General features: G+C 40.8%; 23 protein-coding genes. 11 read left to right on the top strand and 12 right to left on the bottom strand.

Annotated elements, in window-relative coordinates; genetic code table 11:
- Positions 1 to 229: 229 nt before the first annotated feature.
- The 6 genes from acpP to yceD form a co-directional block, all read right to left on the bottom strand.
- A complete protein-coding gene (acpP, locus tag N523_RS0118210) occupies positions 230 to 466 on the bottom strand; it encodes an acyl carrier protein (RefSeq protein WP_008109873.1) in 237 nt (78 codons plus the stop codon).
- 250 nt (positions 467 to 716) lie between these two features.
- On the bottom strand, positions 717 to 1,463 hold the full coding sequence (gene fabG / locus N523_RS0118205; RefSeq protein WP_013464697.1) for a 3-oxoacyl-ACP reductase FabG: 747 nt from the start codon (positions 1,461 to 1,463) through the stop codon (positions 717 to 719).
- Positions 1,464 to 1,474: 11 nt separating this feature from the next.
- Positions 1,475 to 2,401 carry an ACP S-malonyltransferase gene (fabD, locus tag N523_RS0118200; RefSeq protein ID WP_028835755.1) on the bottom strand — a complete coding sequence of 309 codons (927 nt, stop codon included), beginning with the start codon at positions 2,399 to 2,401 and terminating at the stop codon, positions 1,475 to 1,477.
- Positions 2,402 to 2,454: 53 nt separating this feature from the next.
- Positions 2,455 to 3,495, bottom strand: coding sequence for a phosphate acyltransferase PlsX (gene plsX / locus N523_RS0118195; protein WP_013464695.1), 1,041 nt, complete (start codon positions 3,493 to 3,495; stop codon positions 2,455 to 2,457).
- 12 nt (positions 3,496 to 3,507) lie between these two features.
- Entirely contained in the window at positions 3,508 to 3,678 is a 171-nt protein-coding gene (gene rpmF / locus N523_RS0118190) for a 50S ribosomal protein L32 (protein ID WP_008109865.1), read from the bottom strand.
- A gap of 9 nt (positions 3,679 to 3,687) precedes the next feature.
- Positions 3,688 to 4,212 carry a 23S rRNA accumulation protein YceD gene (yceD, locus tag N523_RS0118185; protein WP_013464694.1) on the bottom strand — a complete coding sequence of 175 codons (525 nt, stop codon included), beginning with the start codon at positions 4,210 to 4,212 and terminating at the stop codon, positions 3,688 to 3,690.
- Between the two features lie 131 nt (positions 4,213 to 4,343).
- Here yceD and N523_RS0118180 point away from each other — a divergent pair, with 131 nt between their 5' ends.
- Entirely contained in the window at positions 4,344 to 4,940 is a 597-nt protein-coding gene (locus tag N523_RS0118180) for a Maf family protein (RefSeq protein WP_028835756.1), read from the top strand.
- Here the strand turns inward: N523_RS0118180 and N523_RS0118175 are convergent.
- Both N523_RS0118175 and rluC read right to left on the bottom strand, forming a co-directional pair.
- Positions 4,933 to 5,577: an HAD-IA family hydrolase gene (locus N523_RS0118175; protein WP_036950927.1), complete on the bottom strand. Its 645-nt coding sequence runs from the start codon at positions 5,575 to 5,577 to the stop codon at positions 4,933 to 4,935. The genes N523_RS0118180 and N523_RS0118175 overlap by 8 nt on opposite strands.
- Before the next feature lie 11 nt (positions 5,578 to 5,588).
- Positions 5,589 to 6,548, bottom strand: coding sequence for a 23S rRNA pseudouridine(955/2504/2580) synthase RluC (rluC, locus tag N523_RS0118170; RefSeq protein WP_010389627.1), 960 nt, complete (start codon positions 6,546 to 6,548; stop codon positions 5,589 to 5,591).
- A 770-nt stretch (positions 6,549 to 7,318) separates the two neighbouring features.
- On the opposite strand from rluC, the gene rne reads away from it, so the two are divergent.
- Positions 7,319 to 10,573: a ribonuclease E gene (gene rne / locus N523_RS0118160; protein WP_028835972.1), complete on the top strand. Its 3,255-nt coding sequence runs from the start codon at positions 7,319 to 7,321 to the stop codon at positions 10,571 to 10,573.
- Between the two features lie 776 nt (positions 10,574 to 11,349).
- On the opposite strand, the gene yejK is transcribed toward rne, so the two are convergent.
- Positions 11,350 to 12,366: a nucleoid-associated protein YejK gene (gene yejK, locus N523_RS0118155; RefSeq protein ID WP_028835760.1), complete on the bottom strand. Its 1,017-nt coding sequence runs from the start codon at positions 12,364 to 12,366 to the stop codon at positions 11,350 to 11,352.
- A 63-nt stretch (positions 12,367 to 12,429) separates the two neighbouring features.
- Between yejK and N523_RS0118150 the strand changes: the two genes are divergently transcribed.
- The 6 genes from N523_RS0118150 (at position 12,430) to N523_RS0118125 (ending at position 18,416) form a co-directional block, all read left to right on the top strand.
- Positions 12,430 to 12,642 (top strand): DUF1414 domain-containing protein, encoded by a 213-nt coding sequence (locus tag N523_RS0118150; RefSeq protein ID WP_008109847.1) that lies wholly within the window; start codon positions 12,430 to 12,432, stop codon positions 12,640 to 12,642.
- A gap of 5 nt (positions 12,643 to 12,647) precedes the next feature.
- A complete protein-coding gene (locus N523_RS0118145) occupies positions 12,648 to 14,144 on the top strand; it encodes a DUF3413 domain-containing protein (protein ID WP_028835761.1) in 1,497 nt (498 codons plus the stop codon).
- 145 nt (positions 14,145 to 14,289) lie between these two features.
- Entirely contained in the window at positions 14,290 to 14,772 is a 483-nt protein-coding gene (locus N523_RS0118140) for a DUF4124 domain-containing protein (RefSeq protein ID WP_013464686.1), read from the top strand.
- A gap of 355 nt (positions 14,773 to 15,127) precedes the next feature.
- Complete coding sequence (gene aceK, locus N523_RS0118135) at positions 15,128 to 16,846, top strand: bifunctional isocitrate dehydrogenase kinase/phosphatase (RefSeq protein WP_028835762.1); 1,719 nt, start codon at positions 15,128 to 15,130, stop codon at positions 16,844 to 16,846.
- A 16-nt stretch (positions 16,847 to 16,862) separates the two neighbouring features.
- Positions 16,863 to 17,801: a LysR family transcriptional regulator gene (locus N523_RS0118130; protein WP_028835763.1), complete on the top strand. Its 939-nt coding sequence runs from the start codon at positions 16,863 to 16,865 to the stop codon at positions 17,799 to 17,801.
- A 171-nt stretch (positions 17,802 to 17,972) separates the two neighbouring features.
- Positions 17,973 to 18,416, top strand: coding sequence for a ferritin-like domain-containing protein (locus N523_RS0118125; RefSeq protein WP_024601388.1), 444 nt, complete (start codon positions 17,973 to 17,975; stop codon positions 18,414 to 18,416).
- Between the two features lie 65 nt (positions 18,417 to 18,481).
- Here N523_RS0118125 and N523_RS0118120 read toward each other — a convergent pair whose 3' ends face one another.
- The 3 genes from N523_RS0118120 to N523_RS0118110 are packed head-to-tail and all read right to left on the bottom strand — an operon-like array spanning position 18,482 to position 23,154.
- Positions 18,482 to 21,514 (bottom strand): TonB-dependent receptor plug domain-containing protein, encoded by a 3,033-nt coding sequence (locus N523_RS0118120; protein WP_028835764.1) that lies wholly within the window; start codon positions 21,512 to 21,514, stop codon positions 18,482 to 18,484.
- 9 nt (positions 21,515 to 21,523) lie between these two features.
- Positions 21,524 to 22,600: a FecR family protein gene (locus N523_RS0118115; RefSeq protein ID WP_024601386.1), complete on the bottom strand. Its 1,077-nt coding sequence runs from the start codon at positions 22,598 to 22,600 to the stop codon at positions 21,524 to 21,526.
- A complete protein-coding gene (locus N523_RS0118110) occupies positions 22,597 to 23,154 on the bottom strand; it encodes an RNA polymerase sigma factor (protein ID WP_013464680.1) in 558 nt (185 codons plus the stop codon). The genes N523_RS0118115 and N523_RS0118110 overlap by 4 nt, the downstream gene beginning before the upstream one ends.
- A 300-nt stretch (positions 23,155 to 23,454) precedes the next feature.
- On the opposite strand from N523_RS0118110, the gene N523_RS0118105 reads away from it, so the two are divergent.
- The 3 genes from N523_RS0118105 (at position 23,455) to N523_RS0118095 (ending at position 26,123) form a co-directional block, all read left to right on the top strand.
- On the top strand, positions 23,455 to 24,063 hold the full coding sequence (locus N523_RS0118105; protein WP_024601385.1) for a PilZ domain-containing protein: 609 nt from the start codon (positions 23,455 to 23,457) through the stop codon (positions 24,061 to 24,063).
- Between the two features lie 114 nt (positions 24,064 to 24,177).
- A complete protein-coding gene (locus tag N523_RS0118100; protein ID WP_028835765.1) occupies positions 24,178 to 25,233 on the top strand; it encodes an agmatine deiminase family protein in 1,056 nt (351 codons plus the stop codon).
- On the top strand, positions 25,230 to 26,123 hold the full coding sequence (locus N523_RS0118095) for a carbon-nitrogen hydrolase (protein WP_028835766.1): 894 nt from the start codon (positions 25,230 to 25,232) through the stop codon (positions 26,121 to 26,123). Before N523_RS0118100 ends, N523_RS0118095 begins: the two co-directional genes overlap by 4 nt.
- The last annotated feature ends 4 nt before the right edge of the window (positions 26,124 to 26,127 follow it).

Raw genomic sequence — 26,127 nt, 5'->3', positions numbered from 1 at the left:
TTAGCTCAGTTTATTTCAGCGTTAACGCTGTTGCTAGTTATGTTATTAGTATTGGGGATGATCATACCCAAGCTACCTCAAAGTGCGAGTCTCAAACCAATAACCAACGCTGAGCAATAACAACTTAATTGCTGATGATAGGTGAGGGTTTGGAATTGAATCATGTACTTTGAGGTGGTTTGGATATAAAGATTAAAGGCAGCGGATGCTGCCCTTAATTTGCGATTAATTACTCAGCGTGAGCTGTAACGTAATCGATTGCAGATTGTACTGTAGTGATCTTTTCAGCTTCTTCATCTGGGATCTCAGTGTCGAACTCTTCTTCAAGAGCCATTACTAATTCAACAGTATCAAGAGAGTCTGCACCTAGGTCATCAACGAATGAAGCTTCGTTTTTAACTTCTTCTTCTTTAACACCTAGCTGTTCGATGATAATTTTCTTTACGCGTTCTTGGATATCGCTCATTCTTCTTTCCTTTATTAAAAACGCCAATGCGTTATTTTCAGATTGCGGCGTAGTTTACGTCCGATAATTCTCTGATTCAATCTTTTGACCATAAATAATTTGCTGGTCAAACCTCTTGAGTGTTTATTTTATCTTTTATCGCTTATTTTCACAGCGATTTCAAGTATGTTTAAAGCAAGTTTGCGAAAAATTCAATATTTTTTAGCAAACTCATTGGTAATTTGTGGTTTAACTATTTCGCATTGCGAAGCTAAACCATGTACATCGCACCATTTACATGCAAAGTTTCACCAGATACGTACGCAGCGGCGTCAGATGCTAAATAACACACAGCTGCTGCAATCTCATCTGGCTGGCCTAAACGACCCGCAGGTACGTTTGCAAGCGTTGCTGCTTTTTGCTCATCTGTCAAATCATCCGTCATGTCTGTTTGGATGAATCCCGGTGCAACCACGTTAACAGTAATACCACGAGAAGCAACTTCACGCGCTAATGATTTAGAAAAACCGATAACACCCGCTTTAGCTGCCGCGTAGTTCGCTTGGCCAGCGTTACCCATAGTGCCCACTACTGAGCCAATATTGATAATACGGCCGTTCTTTTTCTTCATCATTGGGCGAAGTACCGCTTTAGATAAACGGAAAATAGAGCTTAAGTTGGTGTCGATAATATCGTCCCACTCACTCTCTTTCATGCGCATTAATAAATTATCGCGCGTAATACCGGCGTTATTTACTAAAACATCAATATCACCTAAATCGGCTTTAATTGCTGCTAATGTTGCCTCAATTGACGCAGGATCGGTGACGTTAAGCGCATAACCCTTACCGTTATCACCTAAGTATTCGCTAATTTTAGCCGCACCTGACTCGCTTGTCGCGGTGCCCGCTACCTTTGCGCCTTGCGCCACTAAGGTGTTTGCAATCGCTTTACCAATACCACGGCTAGCGCCGGTGATCAGGACAACTTTGCCCTCTAAAGAAAATAAATTACTCATATTATATACTCTTATTTAGCTGTATCGATTGATGCTAGGTCGTTAACTGAGCCACACACCATCGCTTTATCAATGCGTTTTGCAAGTCCTGTTAATACTTTACCAGGGCCAAATTCATAACTTTGCGTTACGCCTTGTGCAACTAATGCTTGCACTGTTTCAGTCCAACGAACTGGGCTATATAACTGACGTACTAATGCGTCTTTAATTGCATCGGCTGAACCTTCAGCTTTTACATCAACATTATTAATTACATCACACTTAGGTGAATTAAATGTTAAAGCCGCTAAATCGGCGGCTAATTTTTCAGCCGCAGGTTTCATAAGTTCACAATGCGACGGTACGCTAACCGATAATGGCAGTGCACGTTTTGCGCCGGCTTCTTTACAGGCGACTGATGCTCTATCTACTGCATCTTTATGACCGGCAATAACCACTTGGCCTGGCGAGTTGTAATTAACCGGTGAAACAACCTCACCTTGTGCAGACGCTTCACATACTGCTTTAATTTCGTCATCACCTAAACCAATAATAGCGGCCATAGAACCCACACCCGCAGGGACAGCTTCTTGCATGTATAAACCACGGTTTTCAACCAGTTTTACAGCTTCACTTAGGCTGATCACATCGCTACATACTAGTGCTGAGTATTCGCCTAAGCTATGCCCTGCCATGACAACGTCTGCATCTGGATTTGCTGCTAACCAATGACGATAAATAGCAACGCTTGCTGTTAATAAAGCAGGTTGAGTACGGTGAGTTTGATTTAGTTTTTCTTCTGGACCGTTAAGAACGAGATCTGCTAGGTCGTATCCTAGTGCGGTTGATGCTTCTGCAAATGTGGCTTTTACTATGTCTGAGCTTTCAAGTAGCTCGTTTAACATACCCACAGTTTGCGAGCCTTGACCTGGAAAAAGAAGTGCAATTTTTTGTGCCATAGTTTGCTCTTTTAATTAAACAAAATAAATAATGTATAACACGGCACATCAATTTACTGATTGGCCACCGTGTCTTTAGAATGTGTTTTTTCGAAGATAGCAGCAATTTTATCCGGAAGTTGACGTTCTACTTCTTTCACTGCTTCGTCGATTGCGGCATGAAATGCTTTAGCTGAGGCATTTCCATGGCTTTTAACAACAATACCGCGCAATCCTACCAGAGAAGCGCCGTTATACTGGTCGGGGTTCACTCTTTTATAGAGTTTTTTTATGATTGGCGCCAACATAAACGCCATACACTTATAAACGACGTGCTTTTCGAGGGCACGGGTGAACTTTTTCATGATAAGTTTGGCAATACCTTCGCAGGTTTTAAGTGCAACGTTACCGACAAACCCTTCACAGACGATAACATCGGCTTTGCCAGAAAAAATATCGCTACCTTCGCTATACCCAATATAATTAATCAGCTCGCTTTGCTGCATTAACTGCGCGGCTTGCTTAATTTCGTCGTGACCTTTAATGTCTTCGGCGCCAATATTTAATAAACTGACTTTTGGGTTATCACACCCGAGTGCTTGTCCTGCCACTACCGAACCCATAATGCCAAATTGATACAGCATTTGCGCATCACAGTGCACATTGGCACCTAAATCGAGTAAGTAAACAGGATTTTTTCGTTCAGTCGGTACAGCCGATATGAGTGCGGGACGTTTCACTCCTGGAAGCATTTTTAATACGTAATGCGCCATAAAAAATAGCGCCCCTGTATTGCCAGAGCTAACACAGGCTTGCGCTTCACCCGATTTAACTAAATCAAGGGCAACACGCATTGAGGAATCTTTTTTTGAGCGTATAGCAACAGCGGGTTCGCAGGCATTGGTGACAACGTCATTACAATGGCGAATTATTAATCTGGGATGAGAAAGTGAATCGAGTGATTCTAATTGTTTAGCTATTACTTGCTCGTTGCCACATAAAATGAGTTTTAAGTTGGCATTAGCATTTACCGCGGAAACGGCTGCGGGGATAGATGAACGGGGGCCATAATCGCCCCCCATCATATCTAACGCTATGGTTAGATTGGTCAGCATATAAGCAATCTCTTAGTTAGAAATTACTTGAACGCCTTTGTAGTAACCATCTGCAGTCACATGGTGACGACGATGAGTCTCACCAGATGTTTGGTCTACAGTTAAAGTTGGACCACTGATCGCATCGTGTGAACGGCGCATGCCGCGTCTTGCACGAGACTTTTTGCTTTTTTGTACAGCCATAGTCTTCTCCTAAGAATCTTTCTTAAGTTGTTTCAAAATATCAAATGGATTTGGTTTATCATCTTCCGCCTTTAAAACACCAAAGCTGGCAGGCTCTGCTGTATAACTGCATGAAGCTTCGTTGTGGGTAGGCACTAATGGCACTGCTAAAATAAGCTCGTCTTCGATTAACTCAAACACGTCTATTTCACCATTTTCATCAAGTGCTACTTCGTCGTAGCTTTCTGGAAGATCATCTGACTCTGCATCCAAACCGACTGGCGAATACACAAAGTCTTGATCCAAATCCAACCCTAAATCACCATTACAACGTTGACAAGTGACAGTTACGTGTGTGGACAAATTGCCACTAATCACAACTAAACCTTGCTCATCGTTTTTGCAATGAATTTTTACCGCTATTTCACCTACTTCTTCCTGGATAACCCCTCGTAAACGAGGAAGTTTCTCAAGCGGTACAATGCCGTCATACTTTAAACGGTGTTGCGCTGCTTTGCCCGGATGAAGGGTGATGGGAATTTTCACCTTTTGCATAGGGGCTGCATCATATAGATAGTTAGTGGGTTAGTCAAAGTAAAAAACCAATTTTACGTTGTTTTTCACGTGTTTTACTCATGGATCTGATTTATCCTAACTCAATCTGATTTACGCTAGGAAAACATGCCATGAAGCACTCTCTTATATTAGCCTCAAGCTCGCCTTTTAGGCAGTCTTTATTACAAAAATTTAATCTGCCTTTTGAAACGTTTTCGCCCGATGTTGACGAAACGCCTCACAGCAACGAAACACCTAACGATCTTGTTAAACGTTTAAGCGAACTAAAAGCCGCAGCTGCGGTCGAGCATTTTGGCCAAGGCTTAGCGATTGGCTCCGATCAGGTTGCTGTATTTAATGACCAAATATTAGGTAAACCACACAATAAAGAAAACGCCATAAAACAACTCAGCTTATTTAGTGGGCAAACGGTCACTTTTTTAACTGGCTTGTGTGTGTACGATATAGACACTAAGCAAAGCAAAACCCTTGTTGAGCCCTTTAATGTCACTTTTAAAACGTTAACAACGGCGCAAATAAGTGCTTATTGCGATGCAGAGCAACCTTATAATTGTGCAGGAAGTTTTAAAAGTGAAGGCTTGGGTATTTGTTTATTTGAAAAGCTCAGTGGTGATGACCCAAATAGTTTAATTGGTTTACCACTCATTAAACTCAGCCAATTATTGGCTGAGTTTGGCTCAGATGTATTATGCGCTCAAACTAACTAAGTAAAAGTTGTTGCAACTGCTGATAGTTGTCAGCGGTTGCAATAGGCGTAAACTCGTTTAATTGCGCAGCGTTGTGCACGCCCATGGTTACCCCTAGTCTATCCATACTTGCAGCTTTTGCCATTGCCATGTCGATTTGGGTGTCGCCTATCATCAATGCTTCGTCGGCGCTTATAGCCAGCTCTTCAAGAAGTTGATAGAGCATATCGGGAGCTGGCTTTGATTTGGCGTCGTCGCTGGTACGCGTAGCACTAAAAAAATGACGCAGCTGGCTCTCATCCAATAAACGCTCCAACCCTACCCGACTTTTACCTGTGGCAACCGCCAATATTACGCCTTGATTTTTTAACTCAGTGAGCACCTGTTCAACGTGCTCAAACACCGGTGTTGGGGTGGTATCAAGCACATACTGCTGTTTATAACCTGCAATAAGCGCTTCGTGATGCTCACTGTAATCAGGAAACAAGATCGCTATTGCGTTTTCAAGCGACAAGCCAATAATATTTTTACTGGCAGTATCGCTCGGCGGTTCAATATTGAGTAACTGTGCACTTTTGCGGATACAATTAACTATTTTGCTAATTGAATCCATAATGGTGCCGTCCCAATCAAAAATCACCAGCTTGTAGTTTTTCATGGTGGGTGAGATCACGCTTTTGCTGCTCTAAGTTTCACTAAACAGCTTGATAGTGCTTTATCAAGCGGTGCTTCTACTCGCATGGTGGTTTCGTTTTTAGGGTGGTAAAAACTTAAATCATGGGCGTGTAAAAATAAGCGGTTTAAACCACGTTTACGCATTGACTCGTCAAACCCTTGATCGCCATATTTGTCATCACAGGCAATAGCATGACCTTGACACTGAGTATGCACACGAATTTGGTGAGTACGACCGGTTACAGGGGATGCTTGTACTAATGAGCAATCGTTAAAACGCTCAAGCACTTTAAAGCGGGTATGCGACGGTTTGCCCTCAGTGTTATCAACACGTACTACGCGTTCACCCGATTTTAGGGTGTTTTTGCGCAAGCCTTCAGTCACATTTTTTGTTTTAGAGTCCCATTGACCCTCAACAAGTGCCCAATAATTTTTTTCCATGGTTTTTTCGCGTAATTGCTCATGCAAGGCAGTCAGCACAGAGCGGCGCTTAGCGATTAGTAAACAACCTGATGTATCACGGTCTAAACGATGCACAAGCTCAAGGCTGCGCTCTTCTGGGCGTAAAACACGCAATGCTTCAATAAGGCCATAGCTTAGGCCACTGCCGCCATGCACAGCCATACCCGATGGCTTGTTAATAACAATCAGGTATTTGTCTTCAAATAGAATATCGTCTTCAAGACGCGTTACTTTATCGAGTTTTGAAGGCACAAACTCTTCACGCTCTGACACTCTGATTGGTGGTATACGAATAACGTCGTCTAGCTGCAATTTATACACAGGTTTAATGCGTTTTTTGTTTACACGCACCTCACCTTTACGAAGAATTTTGTAAACTGCGCTTTTAGGCACCCCTTTTAAATGGGTAATAAGAAAGTTATCAATACGCTGACCTAGGTGGTCTTCGTTGATAGTGACAAAAGTTACTTGTAAGCCGGTTTTTTCTGACATTGCCTAATCACTGATTTAAGTAAAATAATTTAGTTGCTAACACAGTTATAATAGTGGGATAATCAGCAGCGCAAATATTTAGTATTTGCAAATAACAACGGTGCTTTTTAACACATTAAAACATTCGTGATGCACATTCTGGGTAACCGATCATACAGATCCGAGTTAAGTTTTCCAAAGCTTTTATACATACCCAGTTAACACGTGCGCACAACTAACGGCAATGCGCGTAATATATTGCTGCTTAAGTTTGAACATGAATTGATTTTTAAAGTGATAGTAAAAGCAATGAACAGATAATTTGTCTGATAGTGGCGGCGTAAAAAAACGCCGTTCAGAATTCGCTCAAATATTGTAGTACCGTACAGCAGCTTATTTAGAACTAAAAAAATCTAATAAATAAGCGTTCATTAACATCGGTAGCGATTTTTGCTCATAAAAACGATAACGGTAGTTTTAAAAACGAAACTATGGTTTGAAGCTAAAGAGCCCTACGCACCTAATATGAATGCATTTAATAAGATTGTTATGACAGGCCAACTTCTGGATAAAACGAGTATTGAGCTAAAAAGCCGACACGTTTGTATCCCCTTAGAATTTAATAGCGTGATTACACCCTATTGTTTGCCGGCATTTAAAATACTGCTTACTAAATACAGAGCCGTTCCGTTAAAGACCCAGTCGTGAGGCTGCACATTCTAAAAATAGGAACACCTGAACAGGCGAGAAAACATCGTCATGTCAGCGACACAAACTAGTAGAGTAACATTATGAAACGTATGCTAATCAATGCAACGCAGCAAGAAGAAATGCGCGTAGCACTGGTTGACGGCCAGCGCCTATATGATTTAGATATAGAAAGCCCAGGTCACGAACAGAAAAAAGCCAATATTTACAAAGGTAAAATCACACGTATTGAACCATCTTTAGAAGCAGCATTTGTTGATTACGGTGCTGATCGTCATGGTTTCCTTCCTTTAAAAGAAATTGCCCGTACTTACTTCCCGCAAGGTTACACCTTCCATGGTCGTCCGAATATTCGCGACGTGATCAAAGAAGGTCAAGAAGTTATTGTACAAGTTGATAAAGAAGAGCGCGGCCAAAAAGGGGCAGCACTGACTACCTTTATCAGCGTGGCAGGTAGTTATTTAGTGCTTATGCCTAACAACCCTCGCGCTGGCGGTATTTCTCGCCGTATTGAGGGTGATGAGCGTACTGAACTTAAAGAGTCGCTAAGCCGCTTAGAACTTCCAAAAGGTATGGGCTTAATTGTACGTACCGCAGGTGTTGGTAAGTCGTTTGAAGAACTAAACTACGATTTAAAAGCATTATTAGTCCACTGGGAAGCCATTCAACAAGCGGCAGACAGTGCAAAAGCACCATTTTTAATTCACCAAGAAAGCAACGTAATTTTCCGTGCAATTCGCGATTATTTACGTCGTGACATTGGCGAAATTTTAATTGATAAGCCTCGTGTTTTTGAAGAAGCTAAAGCGCACATAGAGCGTTTTCGTCCTGATTTCATGAGTCGCGTTAAGCTTTATCAAGGTGATACACCGTTATTTACACATTACCAAATTGAAAGCCAAATTGAGTCTGCGTTCCAACGTGAAGTGCGCTTACCTTCAGGTGGTTCTATTGTAATTGACCCTACTGAAGCACTTACCTCTATCGATATCAACTCGTCTAAAGCAACAAAAGGCGGCGATATTGAAGAAACAGCGCTTAACACCAACCTAGAAGCGGCAGATGAAATTGCACGTCAACTTCGTTTACGTGATTTAGGTGGCTTAATTGTTATCGACTTTATTGATATGACACCTCCACGTCATCAACGTGAAGTAGAAAACCGCTTAAAAGATGCTGCTCGCCCAGATCGTGCGCGCGTACAAATTGGTAAAATTTCTCGCTTTGGCTTACTTGAAATGTCGCGCCAACGCCTACGCCCTTCACTAGGCGAAGCAAGCCAAGGTGTTTGTCCACGTTGTAGTGGTCAAGGTACAATTCGTTCTAACGAATCAATCGCATTGTCTATTCTTCGTTTAATTGAAGAAGAAGCGATTAAAGACAACACCGCTCAAGTTAATGCTCAAGTGCCTGTTGCTGTTGCCGCTTATTTATTGAATGAGCAACGTCGTAGCGTTCACCGTATTGAAAAGCATCATAAATGTGATGTAGTGATTATTCCTAATCAACACATGGAAACACCTCACTACGAAGTAATGCGTTTACGTAAAGATGAAACGCTTGAAACTGTAAGCTACGAGCAAGTTGTTGCGCCTGAGCCTGAAGCATTTGAAATGTCTAAATCGCCAGCGGCACCTGTTCGTGAAGAGCCGAAGCTTAAAGGCGTCGTTATGCCTTCAACGCCTGCTCCACAAGCGGCAGCAAAAGCTGCGCCGGTAGTAGAAGCAAAAGCTGAAATTGGTTTATTTGCCGCATTAGGTAAATGGATTAAGTCGTTATTTGGGTCTGATACTGAGCAAAAATCAGAAAAACAGACTGAAAAGCAATCGCAAGATCGCCCTAGTAATAACCGTGGTAATGATAATCGTCGTCGTAATAACAACCAACGTCGTCGTAATAATAACCCTCGTAATAAACCGCGTAACGAACGTACTGCAGACGCTGAAGCTAAAAATGAGTCGGCGCCTGTAAATGATACGCAAGAAAAGAATGAGAATCGCAATAAGCGCCGTCGTAATTCAAATACGCGTAAACGTCCTGAGCATAAAACTGAAGATAAAACGCAAGTAAAAGCAGAGGCAACTCAAAATACGGATACTGCAGTTAAATCTGATAAGAATGCTGAGCCAAAAGAGCAAAAGCCTAAGGTACGTCGTCAACGTCGTAATTTACGTAAAAAAGTTCGCGTACAAGACGAAAGCACAGAGCAAGTTCAAACAACTGAGCAAGCTGTTGAGCAACCAGTGGTTAAAGAAGGAAAGCCACAAGTGAAAGAGCAAGCTCCTGTTGTTGAAAAGCAAGCTCCTGTTGTTGAAAAGCAAGCGCCGGTATCTGATGAAAAAGCACCTGCACCTGCTAAAGAACAAGCTGAGGCTGTTGTTGATGCAAACGATAACGTGGCAACACAAGATGAAGAGCAAGAGCAAACACGTACTCGCTCACGTCGTTCACCGCGTCATCTTCGTGCATCTGGCCAACGTCGTCGTCGCCCTGAAGGTGAAAACGCGCAAGAGAAGTCTGATGAAGCGCCTGCTTTCATTCCAGTTGCGGATCAAGCCGCTGCTGAATACGAAGCAGAGCTAAAAGCAAAAGCACATAAAACGGCCGTTGATGCCTCTGATGCAGTTGAACAAAACATTGTTGAAGAAGAATTAGCGAAAGTTGAAGAACCAGTAAAAGCTGAAGAACCAGTAAAAGCTGAAGAACCAGTGAAAACTGAAGAGCCAGTAAAAACTGATGAACCAGTAAAAACTGTAGAACCAGTAAAAGCTGAAGAACCAGTACAAGCTGAAGAACCAGTAAAAGCTGAAGAACTAGTAAAAACTGAAGAACCAGTGAAAGCTGAAGAACCAGTAAAAGCTGAAGAACCAGTAAAAGCTGAAGAACCAGTGCAAGCTGAAGAACCAGTGCAAACTGAAGAGCCAGTGAAAGCTGAAGAACCAGTGAAAGCTGAAGAACCAGTAAAAGCTGAAGAACCAGTGAAAGCTGAAGAATCAGTACCAGCTGAAGAAGTTGCTGTTGAAGCTGAAACAGCACCGGTTACCGTTGCTGAAACACCAGTAGAAGCTAAAGAAGCGCCTGTGGTTGAAAGTCAACCCAAGACAGTTTCGCAAGCTAGTTCAGCTAATGTAAACGCTAAAACAGTGATTACAGCAGGACATGCAAGTGCGCCAATGGCACAGCCTACGCCTGTAGCCGATAGCGAAACCAAGCATACATCGGTCGCGATGGCACATGACAAACGTGAAGCTATTCCTGATAGTGGCTTACGGGCCGGTTCTATCAAGCCAGCGGGTCGTGCAAGTTCAGCAATGACTAAAACGCTTAGTGCTGACTAAGCACAGAGTTTTAGCTCAAAGCATAAAAAAGCCGCGTTAATTGATTTTAACGCGGTTTTTTAATGCCTGGCATTTATGTATCTGGCAAACGGGGTTCGGGCTGCGAGGATCGGGTAAGGAGTAAAGACTGAAGGTTAAAGGTTAAAGGTTAAAGGTTAAAACATTCGAAGCTTCGCTTCACACGAGATCAAGCTCTATGTCTACAAGTTATCTGCTAATACCTGTTTTATCTTCTCATTTACTCCTCATTCTCTTCTCTCAGTGCAATTAGATCTTTAAGAAAATTATACACAAAGAGGGGTTAGAGACACTGCGATTTTAGAGGTTAAAGTCGAAGGTTAGCGGGCTGCGGGGATCGGGTTACGAGCCTGATCCCTAAAACTATGTATTATCTTCTCATTTACTCCTCATCCGCTTCTCTCAGTGCAATTAGATCTTTAAGAAAATCATTCACAAATTTACGGGTTGCGGGGATCGGGCTTCGAGCCTGATCCCGAAGCCCGTAGCTCGCAAATTGCCGTAAGCATGACAATAAGATTTTAGTGATTTATTTACCACAGAGGATAGAAGAAAAAAGAGGAAATGATTAAATACAAATGTTATGAAATTAAAAAGTACAGGGTATTGGTTTTGTTTTGTATTCTGGGTGCAGCGCGCAGCGCCTCGGTGTTCTCTGTGATTAAAAAACCAAAGATTAGAGTCAAAAAGTTAGCTGGCTGCGGGGTTCGGGTTACGAACCTGATCCCGCAACCCGTAGCTCGCAGCCCGCTGTGAGTTTAATCTTGCTGTTGTTCCATAAAACGCTGTAGTTGATCTTTTAGGTTTGGTGGAATGCCCTTGATCACTAACGTATCAGTGGCTTCATTATAAGTTACACGCTCGCCTAAATGCTTACGCTCAAAACTGATACTGACTCCACCGCCTAAGCCTGAAAATTTAACCATGCTGGTTACCGTTTTTTTATCAACCGGGAATGACTCTTCTAAGTCATAGCTTTGCTCTTTACAAAAACTTTCAAACGGGTTGTCGTCGCCTTTGGTAAGCGTTGCTGAAAGTTCACTCACATTAGCTTCTTCACCCGTGGTAACACAGTCGTTACAGTAATCAAATACTTGCTTACGTAAATCGTCTTTTTCAGACTTATCAAACTCTTGCTCTGATAAGTAGTCTTCTACCGCATTGAGCATCACTTGACTTTGCTGCTTAGGATCAATGCCCTCTTCGCAACCTAAAAAGTCTAAGAAAAAGTCAGCGACTTTACGCCCTGCACGACCTTTAATAAATGAAATATAACGATTGTCGTCTGCCTGGGTATCCCATGCGGTTAAGTCAATACGAGCAGCCAATTGCATACGCGAAATATCTAAATGACGCGATGCGGCTAAATCAAGCTCAGAGGTCATTGAGTAATGCTCTTTGATATTGATCATGGCAATCAACATATAATCAGTCGCCACGTACTGATAATGACAAAATACTAAATAGCCGGTTTCGTTAAAGGCGTATTTATCTAACTCTTCTTTTAACACCGTTGATGCCTGCTCGGTCATGTGCCAAAAGCCAAGCTCATTATTGCGATAGCTTTGCATAGTAGAGGCAACAATACTGTTTTTTTCGCCACTAAAAGCACAAAACCCTTTGCCTGGTTTTCCGTTATAGGCATGGTGTAATTGCTCAATGAATACAGCCACTTTATCGTTGATAGTCATTTCGTCGTTACGAAGGTGAATTTGAGTGTCGTCGTCTTTTTTGTCTACATAGTGAACGACTAATTTTTTAACATCTATTGCCATCTTTGTTTTTCACGCCTCTGGTGTTAAAATACGGGAATATAACTCTTTTTATTGAACCAACTGATGCCAATCTTATCAAAATACTCTAATGAAGAAGTAGAACAAATCGTCGATCAGCTTATTGATGTTTTATCAAAACATAATGCGCCGGTTGATTTAAGTCTTATGTGTTTAGGAAATTCTATCACGCATATCTTAAAAGAGCATGTACCAACAGGGAAAAGACAAGCCGTTACCGAGAACTTTGCAAAAGCACTCGCGCAGTCGGTTAAGTAAACTCTATGAATTTATCGCAGCACAACCAGTTTTCATCGAAAGCGAGTCAATTATTAAGTTGGGGTCATTGGTTTACATTTGCCAATATTGGCTTAGCGCTTTTAATTAGCTTAAGCTATTTATTTGCCGATTCGCCACCGACCACTTATATGGGTATAACCTATATGATGGTTACTTGGCTAAGCCACACTAGCTTTATTGCATTTTTAGCGTTTGTGCTGACGGTTTTCCCTTTGAGTTTAGTATTCCCCTACCCACGGCATATACGCGGTATGGCAGCAGTGATTGCAACTGTCGGGGCCTCAATACTGACTTTAGACGCTTACGTCTACTTTAACTTAGGTTATCACTTAAATGCCTCTGCACTGCCTGAAATTATTTCACTGTTGTGGCATCGTGTAACAAACTCACCCGCACTTACCACCTTGCTTGCAGGCAGCATAGTGTTAGCAATATTAGCGTTTCAATTGACTGTTAGTAATTTTACTTGGCATCATTTAGGGCGTTTAAAACAGTTTAAATTTGCCCGTTATGCCGGTTCATTTTTAGTGATTTGTTTTGCGCTAAGCCACAGCATTCATATTTGGGCTGATGCAAATTTAAAATTTGATATCACTAAACAAGATAATGTACTACCACTTTCGTACCCGACTACGGCAAAAAGCTTACTCGCTAAAAACGATTTGCTGGATGTTGAAAGCTACGAGCAAGCGCACAACGTTAAAATTAATAACCAAGGTATTAATTATCAAGCACCTGCTCCATTAGAAAAATGTGAAGATTACAGCGCAGCAAAAGTTGATATATTGGTGTTTGATAATGACGAGCAGCTAGCAAAATTTGTTGCCAGCCAACAAAGTATTTATAAAAACACGCAATTTTTACAACCCACCGATCATAGTGATATGTTATTTGGGCTTGTGTACGGCTTGCCAGCATTTTACAAAACGAACATTATTGAGCAGCAAACTTTACCCGTTTGGCAAAGCCAACGCCGTAGTGTGGAAGTGGCCGGTATTGATGAGCTGAGCTTTATTAACGAGCAAGCACACAAAGACAGTGCAATAAGAATTGTCAAAGGGGCTGAAAACGCCACTGTACGTGATGACGCTACTGAATTTTTTGCTTTTAGTATCTCGCAAAATAGCAATGAAATTGTAACCACGTCAACATTGTACAGCTCCGATAAATTTATTTCTAAGGTGAACGGTTTAATTCAGCCCAGCGATATTATCGCTACGAGCCTTGGCGAATACTTAAACTGTAATGCGCTTGCGCAGCAAACTATGCTGGGCGAAAACTTGTACAGTAAAAGTAATAATATTGGGGTTAATTACTCGCAAGGCGTGGTGATTGCTTACAAAAAAGATAGAATCACGCTTATTGATCGTGATGGAAATTTTAGAAATATCTCTGCCGCTGAAGGGTTTTCAATTGAACAAGGGCTTGATATTCCATTCTTAGTGCATGGTATTAAAAAGCTTAAAACATTTTCTCAATAGCACCTCATAATACGAGCGAGTCATTAAAACTGACTCGCTTAGTTTCTGTTATTACTCCTTTGCACTTGCTATCCCCCCAAGCTAGGTTATAGTTTTTATCATTAAAAATTATTAACTCGATCAGAATATACAAAGGATAATCATTATGTTCAGCGTTATTAATCTGATCATTACTGTCTGTATTTTATGTTTTAGCTCTCTTGCATTAGCTCAAACCACCTATTTCAAGTGCGTCACTCCCAAAGGCACCACTTTCTCTCAATTTCCCTGTAGTGATAATGCTACCTCACACACAATAACCGCCACTGAGCCTAAGCAAACCGGTAAAGAAATAAACTATACCAAACAGTTAAACGAGCTGGAACGAGATACGATTATTTCCAACCTAGAAGCAGAGCTGCGCAGTAATCAGCATAAGTTAGCAATACTTTTACGAGAAAAAGACAGGGCTGATTTTAAACAACAGCAGCGTTTAAATCATATATTGAGCGCAGATGATAAAAAGCGTATTAGCAAAGATATTAGAAACACACAGAAAAAATTAGATAAGCAATATAAAAAAGATAAAGCATTGATTGAAAAGCGTATTAAAAAGTTACAAAAAAAGATTGATGCCTATCAACCTTAATCAGACTAACTTCAATAATTATCATCTTAATTAGCTTGGTTTTAAATATAAAATAACATACCCTTAACATCTATAGAGCATAAACTCTATTGTGTGTTTAGTGGTGTAATTTCCTTTGACCACCTTTTTCGGATTTAATACTAATACCAATTGCATTAAATTAGTGATCTATTATAGCGACAAAGAAATAAGTCGATAACAAGGCGAAAATTATGATACATACTTGTTCTATATAAATAATTTTTAACGCAGCTAGCGGATTATTTAAAACGCTAGAATGATCATGTTTTTAATAAAATTGGTATAACCACCGGCATTATCCTAAACACCTAAAGGCGTCTATTAAGGAGTACTGATGCAACCACGCCAAATTGCTGAATTAATTTTAACCGGTTTTAAAAAGCATTATTTGCTGTTTCAAAGAACAACAGCCAAGGCTCCCTACGCTTTTGCTAAAAGAGACTGGCAAGCCATTAATGATATAAGTCGCCTGCGTATAAGCTATTACGATGATCGGGTAAACGAAACAACAAAAACACTAAGAGAACGCCAGCAAACAGACGCGCTAAACGAGAGCTTATGGCTTGAAGTGAAAAAGCTTTACCAACACTTTTTATGTTTTCATCCGCAAGCAGAACTTGCTGAAACATTTTATAATTCAGTATTCTGCCGCCTGTACCACCGCCGCTATTTTCACAATGACTTTATTTTTGTAGAAGCCACGCTCAAAGATGCGCCTTCTGTGCCCGTTGAAGCTGAATACCGTAGTTATTTTCCTGTTGTAGATGGTTTAAAGCCCACCATTAAGCGCATTATTAATCACTTTGATTTTAAGGCCGATTTTGTCAATCTAGAACGCGATATTCGTTTATTAGTTAAAGCCTTTTATAAACAAGCACCCGATACACACCACCAACATTGGCAAATGCGTTTTGATATATTACATACCCCGTTTTATCGTAATAAAGCCGCTTACATTGTGGGGCGCGTTGTATCGCAAAGTGGCGTTCAGCCTTTTATTATTGCGGTGTTACACCATGAAGATAAAGGCCTTTATTTAGATGCCTTACTTACAAAGTCGTCACAAATGCGCGTTATTTTTGGCTTTGCGCGTGCCTATTTTATGGTAGAAACTCATGCTCCTTCAGCGTTAGTACGGTTTTTAAATCAACTTATGCCTAATAAAACCCTCGCCGAGCTTTACAACGCCATAGGCTTTCATAAACAAGGTAAAACCGAGTTTTATCGCGAGTTTTTGAATCATTTAACCCATTCTAATGATGAATTTACCATTGCTCCCGGTACACCGGGTATGGTGATGATGGTATTTACCCTACCCTCGTTTGGTTATGTATTTAAAGTTATTAAAGATAAATTTGGTGAAAGTAAGCCGTTTGGTCGCGATACGGTATTAAAACGCTATCAACTGGTTAAAAGTCATGACCGTGTTGGCCGAATGGCTGACACCATAGAGTATTCAAACGTCGTATTTCCTTTGGCACGATTTGATAGTAACTTGTTAGCACAGTTGCACAAAACCATTGGCTCATCGATGGTGATTGAAAGTGACTGGTTAATCATAAAACATTTATACATTGAACGGCGAATGACACCGCTTAATTTGTTTTTAGAAAATGCAGACGAAAAAAGTGCCGCCGATGCCATTGAAGAGTATGGCCAGGCGCTTAAAGAAATGATTGCCGTGAATATTTTCCCTGGCGATATGCTGTTAAAGAACTTTGGTGTAAGTAAGCACAAACGTATTATTTTTTATGATTACGATGAAGTGCAATATTTAACAGACATGAACTTTAGAGCACTACCCAAAGCAAAAAGTTATGATGATTATTTGATGGATGAACAAAGTTACTCGGTTGCTCCGCAAGATGTATTTCCAGAGCAATTATGTACCTTTGTAATGCCTAACCCAACATATAAACAATTTTTAACCAGTACGCACCCAGAACTACTTGATGTGAGCTTTTGGAAACAAGCACAACAAAATATAAAAAATGGAAAGGTGAGTCATATTTATCCCTATCCTACAGCACAGCGTTTTATCCATTACTGGTAAACGTTAAGGACACACAATGAATATAAGTAAAATAGATTTAAATTTACTGGTTTATCTCGATACGTTACTGCGCGAATGTAACGTTACTCGTGCCGCTAACCAGCTTAGTATTACTCAACCGGCAATGAGTAATGGACTTAAACGCCTACGTAACCTTTTTAACGATCCTATTTTAGTGCGTACCAGCGATGGTATGGTGCCGACCGAGCGCGCTATTGAGTTACAGCCTGTTATTCGCGGTATTTTGATGACGCTTGAAGAAACGCTAGCACCTAATCGCGAATTTGAAGCTAAACAAAGTAAACGCGTGTTTAGAATTATGGCCAGTGACTATGCAGCCAGTACCATGGCACCGCGTTTGTTAGGGAAATTACATGAAGAAGCCCCAGACACCACATTAGATATTTTAACGCCCAGCGATGTAACTTTTCATGATGTAGAAAACGGTAAAGTAGACATGGCAATTAACCGCTTCGAGAACTTACCGCAATCGTTTCATCATAAGCGAATTTGGAAAGATAGCTTTTGCTGTTTAGTAAGATCCGACAACCCTATTATTGAAAACTTTAGCCTAGATAGCTATTTAAAAGCCCGTCATATTTGGGTAAGTAAAACAGGCTTTGGTGTTGGGGTTGGCATGGATCCAAAAGATGTGCAAAAGCTGGGTTGGGTTGACGAAGCGCTCGCACATTTTGGGAAGCATCGAAATATTGCCACGTTTACTCGTAACTACCATGTTGCGATTCATTTAGCGAAAGAAAAAAACCTCGTGGCGACTTTACCTTCAAAAGCGGCCAATATTTATGTAGACGATCCGGGGCTTAAAATACTTGAACCACCCTTTCCAATTCCACCATTTGAACTTGATATGATATGGAGCCCTTTGTTACACAGAGATGCTAGCCATATTTGGTTACGTCAAAAAGTGGCCGAAGTAGCTGAAGAGCTTAAATAACCTTCTTACATGCTTTTATGTAAATTTTGCTTGCTAGCAGCATGTTAGCAAGCTTACCTAGACCTCCCCACAATAATAAAACCATTAAAAACAATTAGTTAAAAATAAAACCGCGTTGGAATGCCGCTTGCTTAGTTATCTATGTATTTTAAATTAACAGAGGTCATTATTATGAGCACCCATCAAGGACAAGAGATAAATCATATCACCGACATTATCCAAGTAATGAATAGCGGTATCGACTTTTACGAAAAAGCACAAGATAAAGTACAAGATCCTAGCGTAAGTGCATTATTTCAGCGCATGATCGACGCCCGCAAAGTAAGTGTTGAAAGCTTACAACCCTATGCAATTAATCAACAAGGTGCACGTGAAGATGGCTCTTCGTTCGCGGTAGAAGCACGCAGAGCATTTACCGCTTTGCTCAGTACATTCACTAGCGATAACGACCAAACCTACATTAAAGAGCTTGAAGAAGTAGAAGATAAAACCTTAGAAGAAATTAAAACAGCGTTAAAAAAGCCTCAATCACATGATTGTGAAGCGGCGCTGTCAAAGGTATTGCTTACCATGCAAAGCTGTCATGCTGAAATGAGTAAAATGCAAAAACATTAAGTTTAAAAACTATAAAAGGGCCTTACGGCCCTTTGGTTGTTAAATAACAATAGGAGAGTTATTAATTAAAAGCGGTATTCTGCACCTACGTAGTAGTAAGCACCGTTAAAACCAAATGGCGCTGAACGACGAGAGTACTTAAATACCCCATCACTGCTGACAATGGTATTACCTTGAGCATCTACAATAGTACCCGAACGTGAATTACCTATGGTGTTTTCATCTGGATAAACATCAAATAAGTTATTTGCGCCAATATTTACCGATAAATTATCAGTTACAAAGTAATTAACTTTAATGTCAGTTAAAATTTCAGCACCGTAAGTCTGGCGGCCGCCATCTTCAACTGTATACTCACCAAAACGATTAAGTGATAAATTAACAGTCCAATCGTCACGGCGATAAAGCGCACTTAAGTTAATGCGATCTTCTGGTTGCCATTCTTCAATGATAGAAATTTCTTGATCAGAAAACACATCATCGACTGGCACGGTTTCAAGACCAGAACCTGCAGGTGTAAATAACGACACGACATCGGTTTCGGTAAAGTTGGCCGCTAATGTAAAATCAAGCGTGCCGCCTAGGCCTTCTGTATTCCATGTAGCTACAAAGTCGATACCTTGCGTTTCTGTGTCAGCACCATTTAAGAAAAACTGTCCTGCACCAGCACCCGAGCTCAGTAACGCTGCATCAAGACTGTTTGATAAACCTTTGCCTAAGCGATTACTAATTACAATACGGTCGTCAATATCGATTGAGTAGTAATCAAGCGTTACATTAATATTATCGCTTACATTATAAACAATACCTAAACTGCGGTTTTGTGATTTCTCTTCTGTTAACTTAGGAATACCTAAACTTTGCGCCAGTGTTGAATCGTTTCTAAACGTGCCCACTTCTTCAGCCACTAAATTGCCATTAGGACCAACAACAAACTGCGTGCTGATATTGTTAAAGTACAACTGCTGCATTGAAGGCGCTCTAAATCCTGAGCTTAATGCACCACGAAGTGAAATATCTTCGGTTAGTGACCAGTTACCCGCGAGTTTAAAGTTAACTGTATCGCCAAATCCTTTGTAATTATCGTAACGTAACGCCCCTGAGATAATCACATCCTCAATAACGTAAGCTTCAGCGTCTAAGTAAAACGAGATCACATCGCGCGACTCATCAACCGACGATGCTGGCGATGAACCACCAAAGCCTTGTGTGCCACCTGATGCATTTTCGCTACCAATACCACCGCTTAGTCCATCATAAATATTAACACCATTATTGGTATCGTAATCGCGGTATGCGTATTCGCTGCCCTCTAAAATACGGTACTCATCGGTGCGTATTTCTGCGCCCATTGCTAATGAGTAATCATCAAAATTTTGAGTAAAATCAAGATTAATCGTTTGCAGTGATAACTCCATACCATACGCGTAACCTTCACGTGGAATAGTGGCGCGAATATCTGCAGCGCTTAAGCCTTGGTCGTAACGTAAGAAGTTAGCATAAGAGGCATTAATCGTATCGCTAGTGGTGTAATCAATGCTGTTTTCACCATAGGTGTACGATAAGTCTAAGCTTGAGTCGTTATCAAACTGCGTTTTATAACCAAAGTTATATGAAATATCGTCAATTGTAGTGTTTATTTTTGGTAAAAAGCCAGCCGGAACTGTCGCATCACCATCTTGTAATACTGGGTTACCACCGGCATTGGCATTATGACGGAAAAATGCTGCTGATTCGTTATCACGCGTTGAATAGGTAATAAAACCGTATAGTTCACCCGCTCCTAATTCGTAGCCGGTGTTAACGGTTAAACCAAATTGTTGAGAGTCGGCATCGCCAATTCTAAATGTATCGCGTGGCGCGGTTAGTTCACGCGGGTCGCCTGCCAGTAACGTGCCGTCACTGAGCTCAGTACAACCATAAAATTGACATGAACCATGAAGCCCTGCACGGTTAGTTGGTGCGCGGTCACGGTAGTTTATAGTTGTATTTAAATAACCATTGTCACCTAAAGCAAAGCCTTTATTAAAGTCGATGTTAACAGTTTCGCCATCACCTTCTGAATACTCACCGTAGTTAATAGCGGCTTTACCACCTTCGCTGCCATCTTTGAGCACAATATTTATAACACCGGCAATTGCATCAGAACCATATTGAGCCGCAGCGCCATCACGCAGTACTTCAATACGTTTAATTGCTGAGGCTGGAATAGCGTTCATATCGGTACCCGCCGTACCACGCCCCACCGAAGTATTAATATGAATAATACTGGCTTGGTGACGACGCTTACCATTGATCAATACCAACGTTTGATCTGGCCCTAGGCCACGTAGCGTTGCTGGTCTTAATGCATCAGTACCATCACTGATAGATGAACTTGAAAAGTTAAAAGAAGGTGCAATAGCTTGAAGCATGCGGCCAACTTCTGTTTGGCCGGTATTTTCGAGTGCTTCTGCACTTAAAATATCAACGGGGACAGGTAAGTCTTCAACTGAGCGCCCTGCCACACGACTACCTACAATAGCAATTTTTTCGATGTTTTGTTCTGCGCTTTGTTCAGCGGCATTGATTCCTTGTGAATTAACTGCAAGTAAAGCAGGTAATACAGCTGCACTAACTCCTGAAAGCTTCATCATGTTGTTATCTTTCCTATTGATTTGTTTGAGTTTAATACTCAGTAAACCATTTTGATCAACAACCGCATCGAGCTGTGTCTCAGCCAGTAATGCTTTTAGTGCATCAAGTTGAGAATAAAATCCATACAACGAATTTGCTTCGTATTGCTTGGCAAGTTCATACGAAAAAACCACAGTTTGTTCTGTTTGCTTCGCAAATTCTATTAAGGCTTTGTCTGCTCGTTGCGCTTTTATATCAAATTGCATCATTTGTCCCTCGGTTTGACTTGCATACACACTGATACTTAAAAACAGCGGTGCAACAAGGCCAAATTGAGTTAAATGGCACGTATGGTTACTGCGCAACTTATATAAACAGTTAGCAAACAAAAATCCTCTATATTTTTTTATCATTTTTTTAATCTTTAAATTACTTTTTACACCCTTACGAGCAACATTGATTAACAATGGTGTGATTTTCATTACGATTACCTATGATTTTTTTTGATATTTTAGGCTAACAACATGCTCGCCTAAACGTTCATGTTCAATCGAAAAATTATTTTGTAAGCTCTCTAACAGCCCTGCCACATCACCCGCTTTAAAAACACCGGCCACTTTTATACGGGCTAACTCATCAGATGATAGTTCAAACCGCGTAGCGGTATAACGGCTGACTTCGTTTAAGGCATCAACCAGTTGCTCACCATTAAATATCAACATGCCATTTTGCCAAGCTAAGTCACGCTGTACATCATCAACCGATAACTGTGTGATTGGTTTGGTAACGCTTTGTTCAATAATGGCTTTTTCACCGGAAATCACAATATTGGCATTAATTTGACGAATTTCATGATTGTTATTATCAGCTTGTTGATACGCTTTAAAATCATCAGCATTAACAGCAACGCTAGGATCGGTGATCATCACTTTACCCTCAGTAACAACCAGCTCGAGATCTGACGAAGTATTGCGCTGCACATTAAATACAGTACCGAGAGCGGTAAAGCTTTTATCACCGGCCATCACGCTGAATGGGCGTGATGCATCTTTAGCAACATTAAAACGCCCCTCGCCACGACTTAGTAACAATTGCCTACGGCCTTGGCTATAAGCGACTTCCAATGAGCTATTGGTATTAAGTTGTACAATTGTGCCATCTGGTAAAACATAGGTTGCTTGCTCGCCAACTTTTGTTTTATAAATTTTTGTATAATTTACCTTGGCTAAATTTTTGTTGAAATTGCTATCTATATTTAGCAATAAATAGCTGCACATCATTAATGCAGCAACAATACTTGCTGCCATGCCAAATACATACGCAGGCTTTGTTTTGCTATTAGCCGGTTGTTTATTTGGAAATAATACGCTGAGTTCGTTAAGTACACTCAGGTCATCCCAAAGCTGAGCTAATTCATACACCGCATTTTGATGAGCAGTACTTTGTAGCATCCACAGTTTAAATTGTTCTTGCTCTTCTTTTGTAAGGCCACGGTCAATAGCACTGATCCATTGCGATGCTTTTTCTAATATTAATTCTTTTGAGGTAAATTGATGGATGTTATTCATTTTGCTGCCCTCATTATGTCCGCACTTTGTTGGCAATGGTCGCTCTCATCGTGTGACTGTTCGCGCATATATAGCATGGTATTTAATAACCCTTTGGCAATGTGTTTTTCTACCGTACTTTGACTTAGCTGCATTTGCTGTGCGATCTCTTTTTGGCTCATTCCATAGACTTTTTTTAAAATAAAGCACTTTCTTACAACAGGACTTAATTGCTCAGTCGCCCGACAAAATAATAAAAAACGCTCTTTAGAGGTGTATTCGTCTTCTAATTGCATTGATTTAAGCAATTTAGGGAGTTCAGTTTCGTGATTTAAAGGGGTACTAAATTTATTATCCCATTTAGCTATATGATTAAGTGCTAGGTGTTTAGCTGTTTTTAACATGTAGCTACGGGTGTATTGAATATCTTGCTTTAATTCAGCTTCATAACTTTTAACAAAGGTTTCTTGAACAATATCATCAACATCGTCAGGCAACACAATTTTAGACACGAAGCGCCGCAGTTGCGTGGATATGTCTGAGAATGTACTGGCTAATTTAAGTCCTCGAGCCACGTGGGTAGTCCCTTGTTATTATTATTACCGTAAGATTACGAGTTTTAGGGCTAATTACAAGGAGTTTTGTTAATTATTGGTTATTTATTAGTTGCTAACATACATAGTGCAATGTAAACGTATTACCTTTTAAAACTTTTTTAATCATTATGCCTGTTTGGTAAATATTGAAAGTTAGCGCAATTTTAGTTGATTTGGCTTTTTATAATGAGGGCAAACAGATATTTAGCTTAATTTTATTGGCGTGTTGTGTAGTAATTTAGTAGTCGCAACGCTACTATTAACGGATAGGAGTTACATATGAATAATCAAAAATTATCAGATTTTGAGCTTTATTTTCAAATTGATGAAAGTAATCGCGTCAATCTGTTTGCCGTAGATGATTCGGCTGTGCCAAAAAGCTTAGCTGAACTTGAGGCTGATATTCCGCCTTTATTTAAACTTGCTAACGAAGTAAGCAGTTTAGAGCAAAGCGCCTTAGGCCCTTTGCGTAATTTAGGTGATATTGCCCAAGAACTAACTACTTTTTTACAAGCCCAGTCACGCAAAATAGATTTGATCATGAGTCATATTTTAGCCTCTGAACAACCTGAAGATAACTCAATCTATTGCGACAGTTACGGCGGTGGCGGCATTAAGTTTACCAGTGAACATTTGTATACATTAGGGCAAAAGTTTCGTACTAAACTTTTTTTACAACACGAGGCCTCTGCGGTGTATTGTTATAGCGAAGTGGTTGCCATTGAAAAACAAGATAATGAGCACTACCAATATACTCTGTTATTTGTATCAATAAGAGACAGCGACCAAGAGCTGGTTGTAAGAGCCAGCTTACATGCGCAAACTCGCCAGCTTAAAAAGCGCCAGCAACTTGAAAAAGCCAAAGAGAGTACAAACGATAAAAGCTAGCGTTTATTAACTTCTCAAATCGCTTTAAAATTGTGAGCCAAACGCTCATTTAGAAGTGACTTAGCAGTAATTGAACTGCTAAACTAGCCCCATCTTTATTTGTATTAAAAATCCATGAACTTTAGACTTTTACCTGAATGGGCCGAGCAAGACGCTGTTATGCTTACATGGCCGCATAAAGACACAGATTGGGCTGATAATTTAGCCCGTGTAGAACCTGTATATATTGAGCTTGCTAAGCATATAACAACGCAGCAAAAGCTTGTTATTGTGGCGCATAATAGTGCCTTAAAAATGCATATTACAGCATTGCTAAATAGCGCTAACATCTCTTTGAATCGTGTTCATTTTGTAGTAACCCCTACCAACGATACGTGGGCTCGCGATCATGGCCCGCTTACTTGTAGCGCTATTGACTCACCCGAGCAACTAAAAGTATATGATTTTACTTTCAATGGTTGGGGCAATAAATTTGAAAGCGCATTAGATAATCAAATTAATCGTACTTTGGTAAAAGAGTTAAGTAGCAAAAAAAACCACTATCAAGCGCTCGATATGGTACTTGAAGGTGGCGGTATTGAAATAAACGAGCATGGTGTGTTGCTAACAACCAGCGAATGTTTGCTTAATAAAAACCGTAACCCAAATTTAAACCCAAGTGACATAGAAGCGCTTTTAAAAGCGCACTTGGGCGCAACAGATTTTTTATGGGTTGATCATGGCTATTTAGCAGGTGACGACACCGACAGCCACATTGATACCTTAGTGCGTTTTGCACCAAATAATACCCTTGTGTATGTGCAATGTGACGATAAAAGCGATGAGCACTTCAGCGCGCTTAATGCCATGCAAAAGCAACTACAAAGCTTTAAAACTGCCGATCGCACCCCATATAAGCTAATTGAGTTGCCATGGCCAAAAGCCGTGTACGATGATGAAAACACGCGCTTACCCGCCACCTATGCAAATTACTTAATTATTAACAATGCGGTATTAGTGCCTACTTATAACGATGTAAACGACCAACGCGCGTTAGCACAGGTTCAAAAAGCATACCCAGATCACACAATTATTGGGGTAAATTGTTTACCTATTATTGAGCAATTTGGCAGTCTTCACTGCATTACAATGCAATTACCTCGTGGATTTTTAGCTGGAGCAGCACAATGACAAGCCCTGCAAATTTATCAGTTGCCTTAGTGCAACAAAGCAACAGTGACAACGCTGAACACAATATTGAAAAATCAATTGCTGGCATTCGCGATGCAGCCAGTCAAGGTGCACAACTTGTTGTGCTACAAGAGTTACACCGTAGTTTATACTTTTGCCAAACCGAAGATGTCGACGTCTTTGATTTAGCCGAAACAATACCTGGGCCGAGTAGTAATACGTTAGGTGAACTTGCTAAAGAGCTTGGTATTGTGATTGTCGCGTCTTTATTTGAAAAGCGCGCTACAGGCCTTTACCACAATACCGCAGTGGTGCTCGAAAAAGACGGTAGTATTGCCGGTAAATACCGTAAAATGCATATACCGGATGACCCTGGCTTTTATGAAAAGTTTTACTTTACCCCAGGCGACTTAGGCTTTGAGCCTATTCAAACCTCAGTGGGCAAACTTGGCGTACTGGTGTGTTGGGATCAGTGGTTTCCTGAAGCGGCGCGTTTAATGGCGATGGCAGGTGCCGAGCTTTTAATTTATCCAACGGCCATAGGCTGGGATCCACGCGATGATAAAGACGAGCAAACCCGTCAAAAAGATGCTTGGGTTATTAGCCAACGAGCCCATGCGGTAGCCAATGGCGTTCCGGTGATTAGCTGTAATCGTGTTGGTCTTGAGCGCGACCCGAGTGGACAAAGTGACGGCATTCAATTTTGGGGTAACTCGTTTATTGCAGGTCCCCAAGGCGAAATATTGGCACAAGCCGATAATCAAAGTGAACAAATATTAATGGTTGAACTTGATCAAAAACGCAGCGAGAACGTAAGACGTATCTGGCCGTATTTACGCGACCGCAGAATTGATCATTATCAAGATTTAACAAAAATCTATCGCGACTAAATAA

Origin of the sequence: Pseudoalteromonas sp. 23_GOM-1509m (genome assembly GCF_000518425.1) — a bacterium.
In the GTDB taxonomy this organism is placed as follows: domain Bacteria; phylum Pseudomonadota; class Gammaproteobacteria; order Enterobacterales; family Alteromonadaceae; genus Pseudoalteromonas; species Pseudoalteromonas tetraodonis.
The sequence above is the reverse complement of the archived record's forward strand: the minus strand, read 5'-3'. Positions and strand labels throughout refer to the sequence as shown.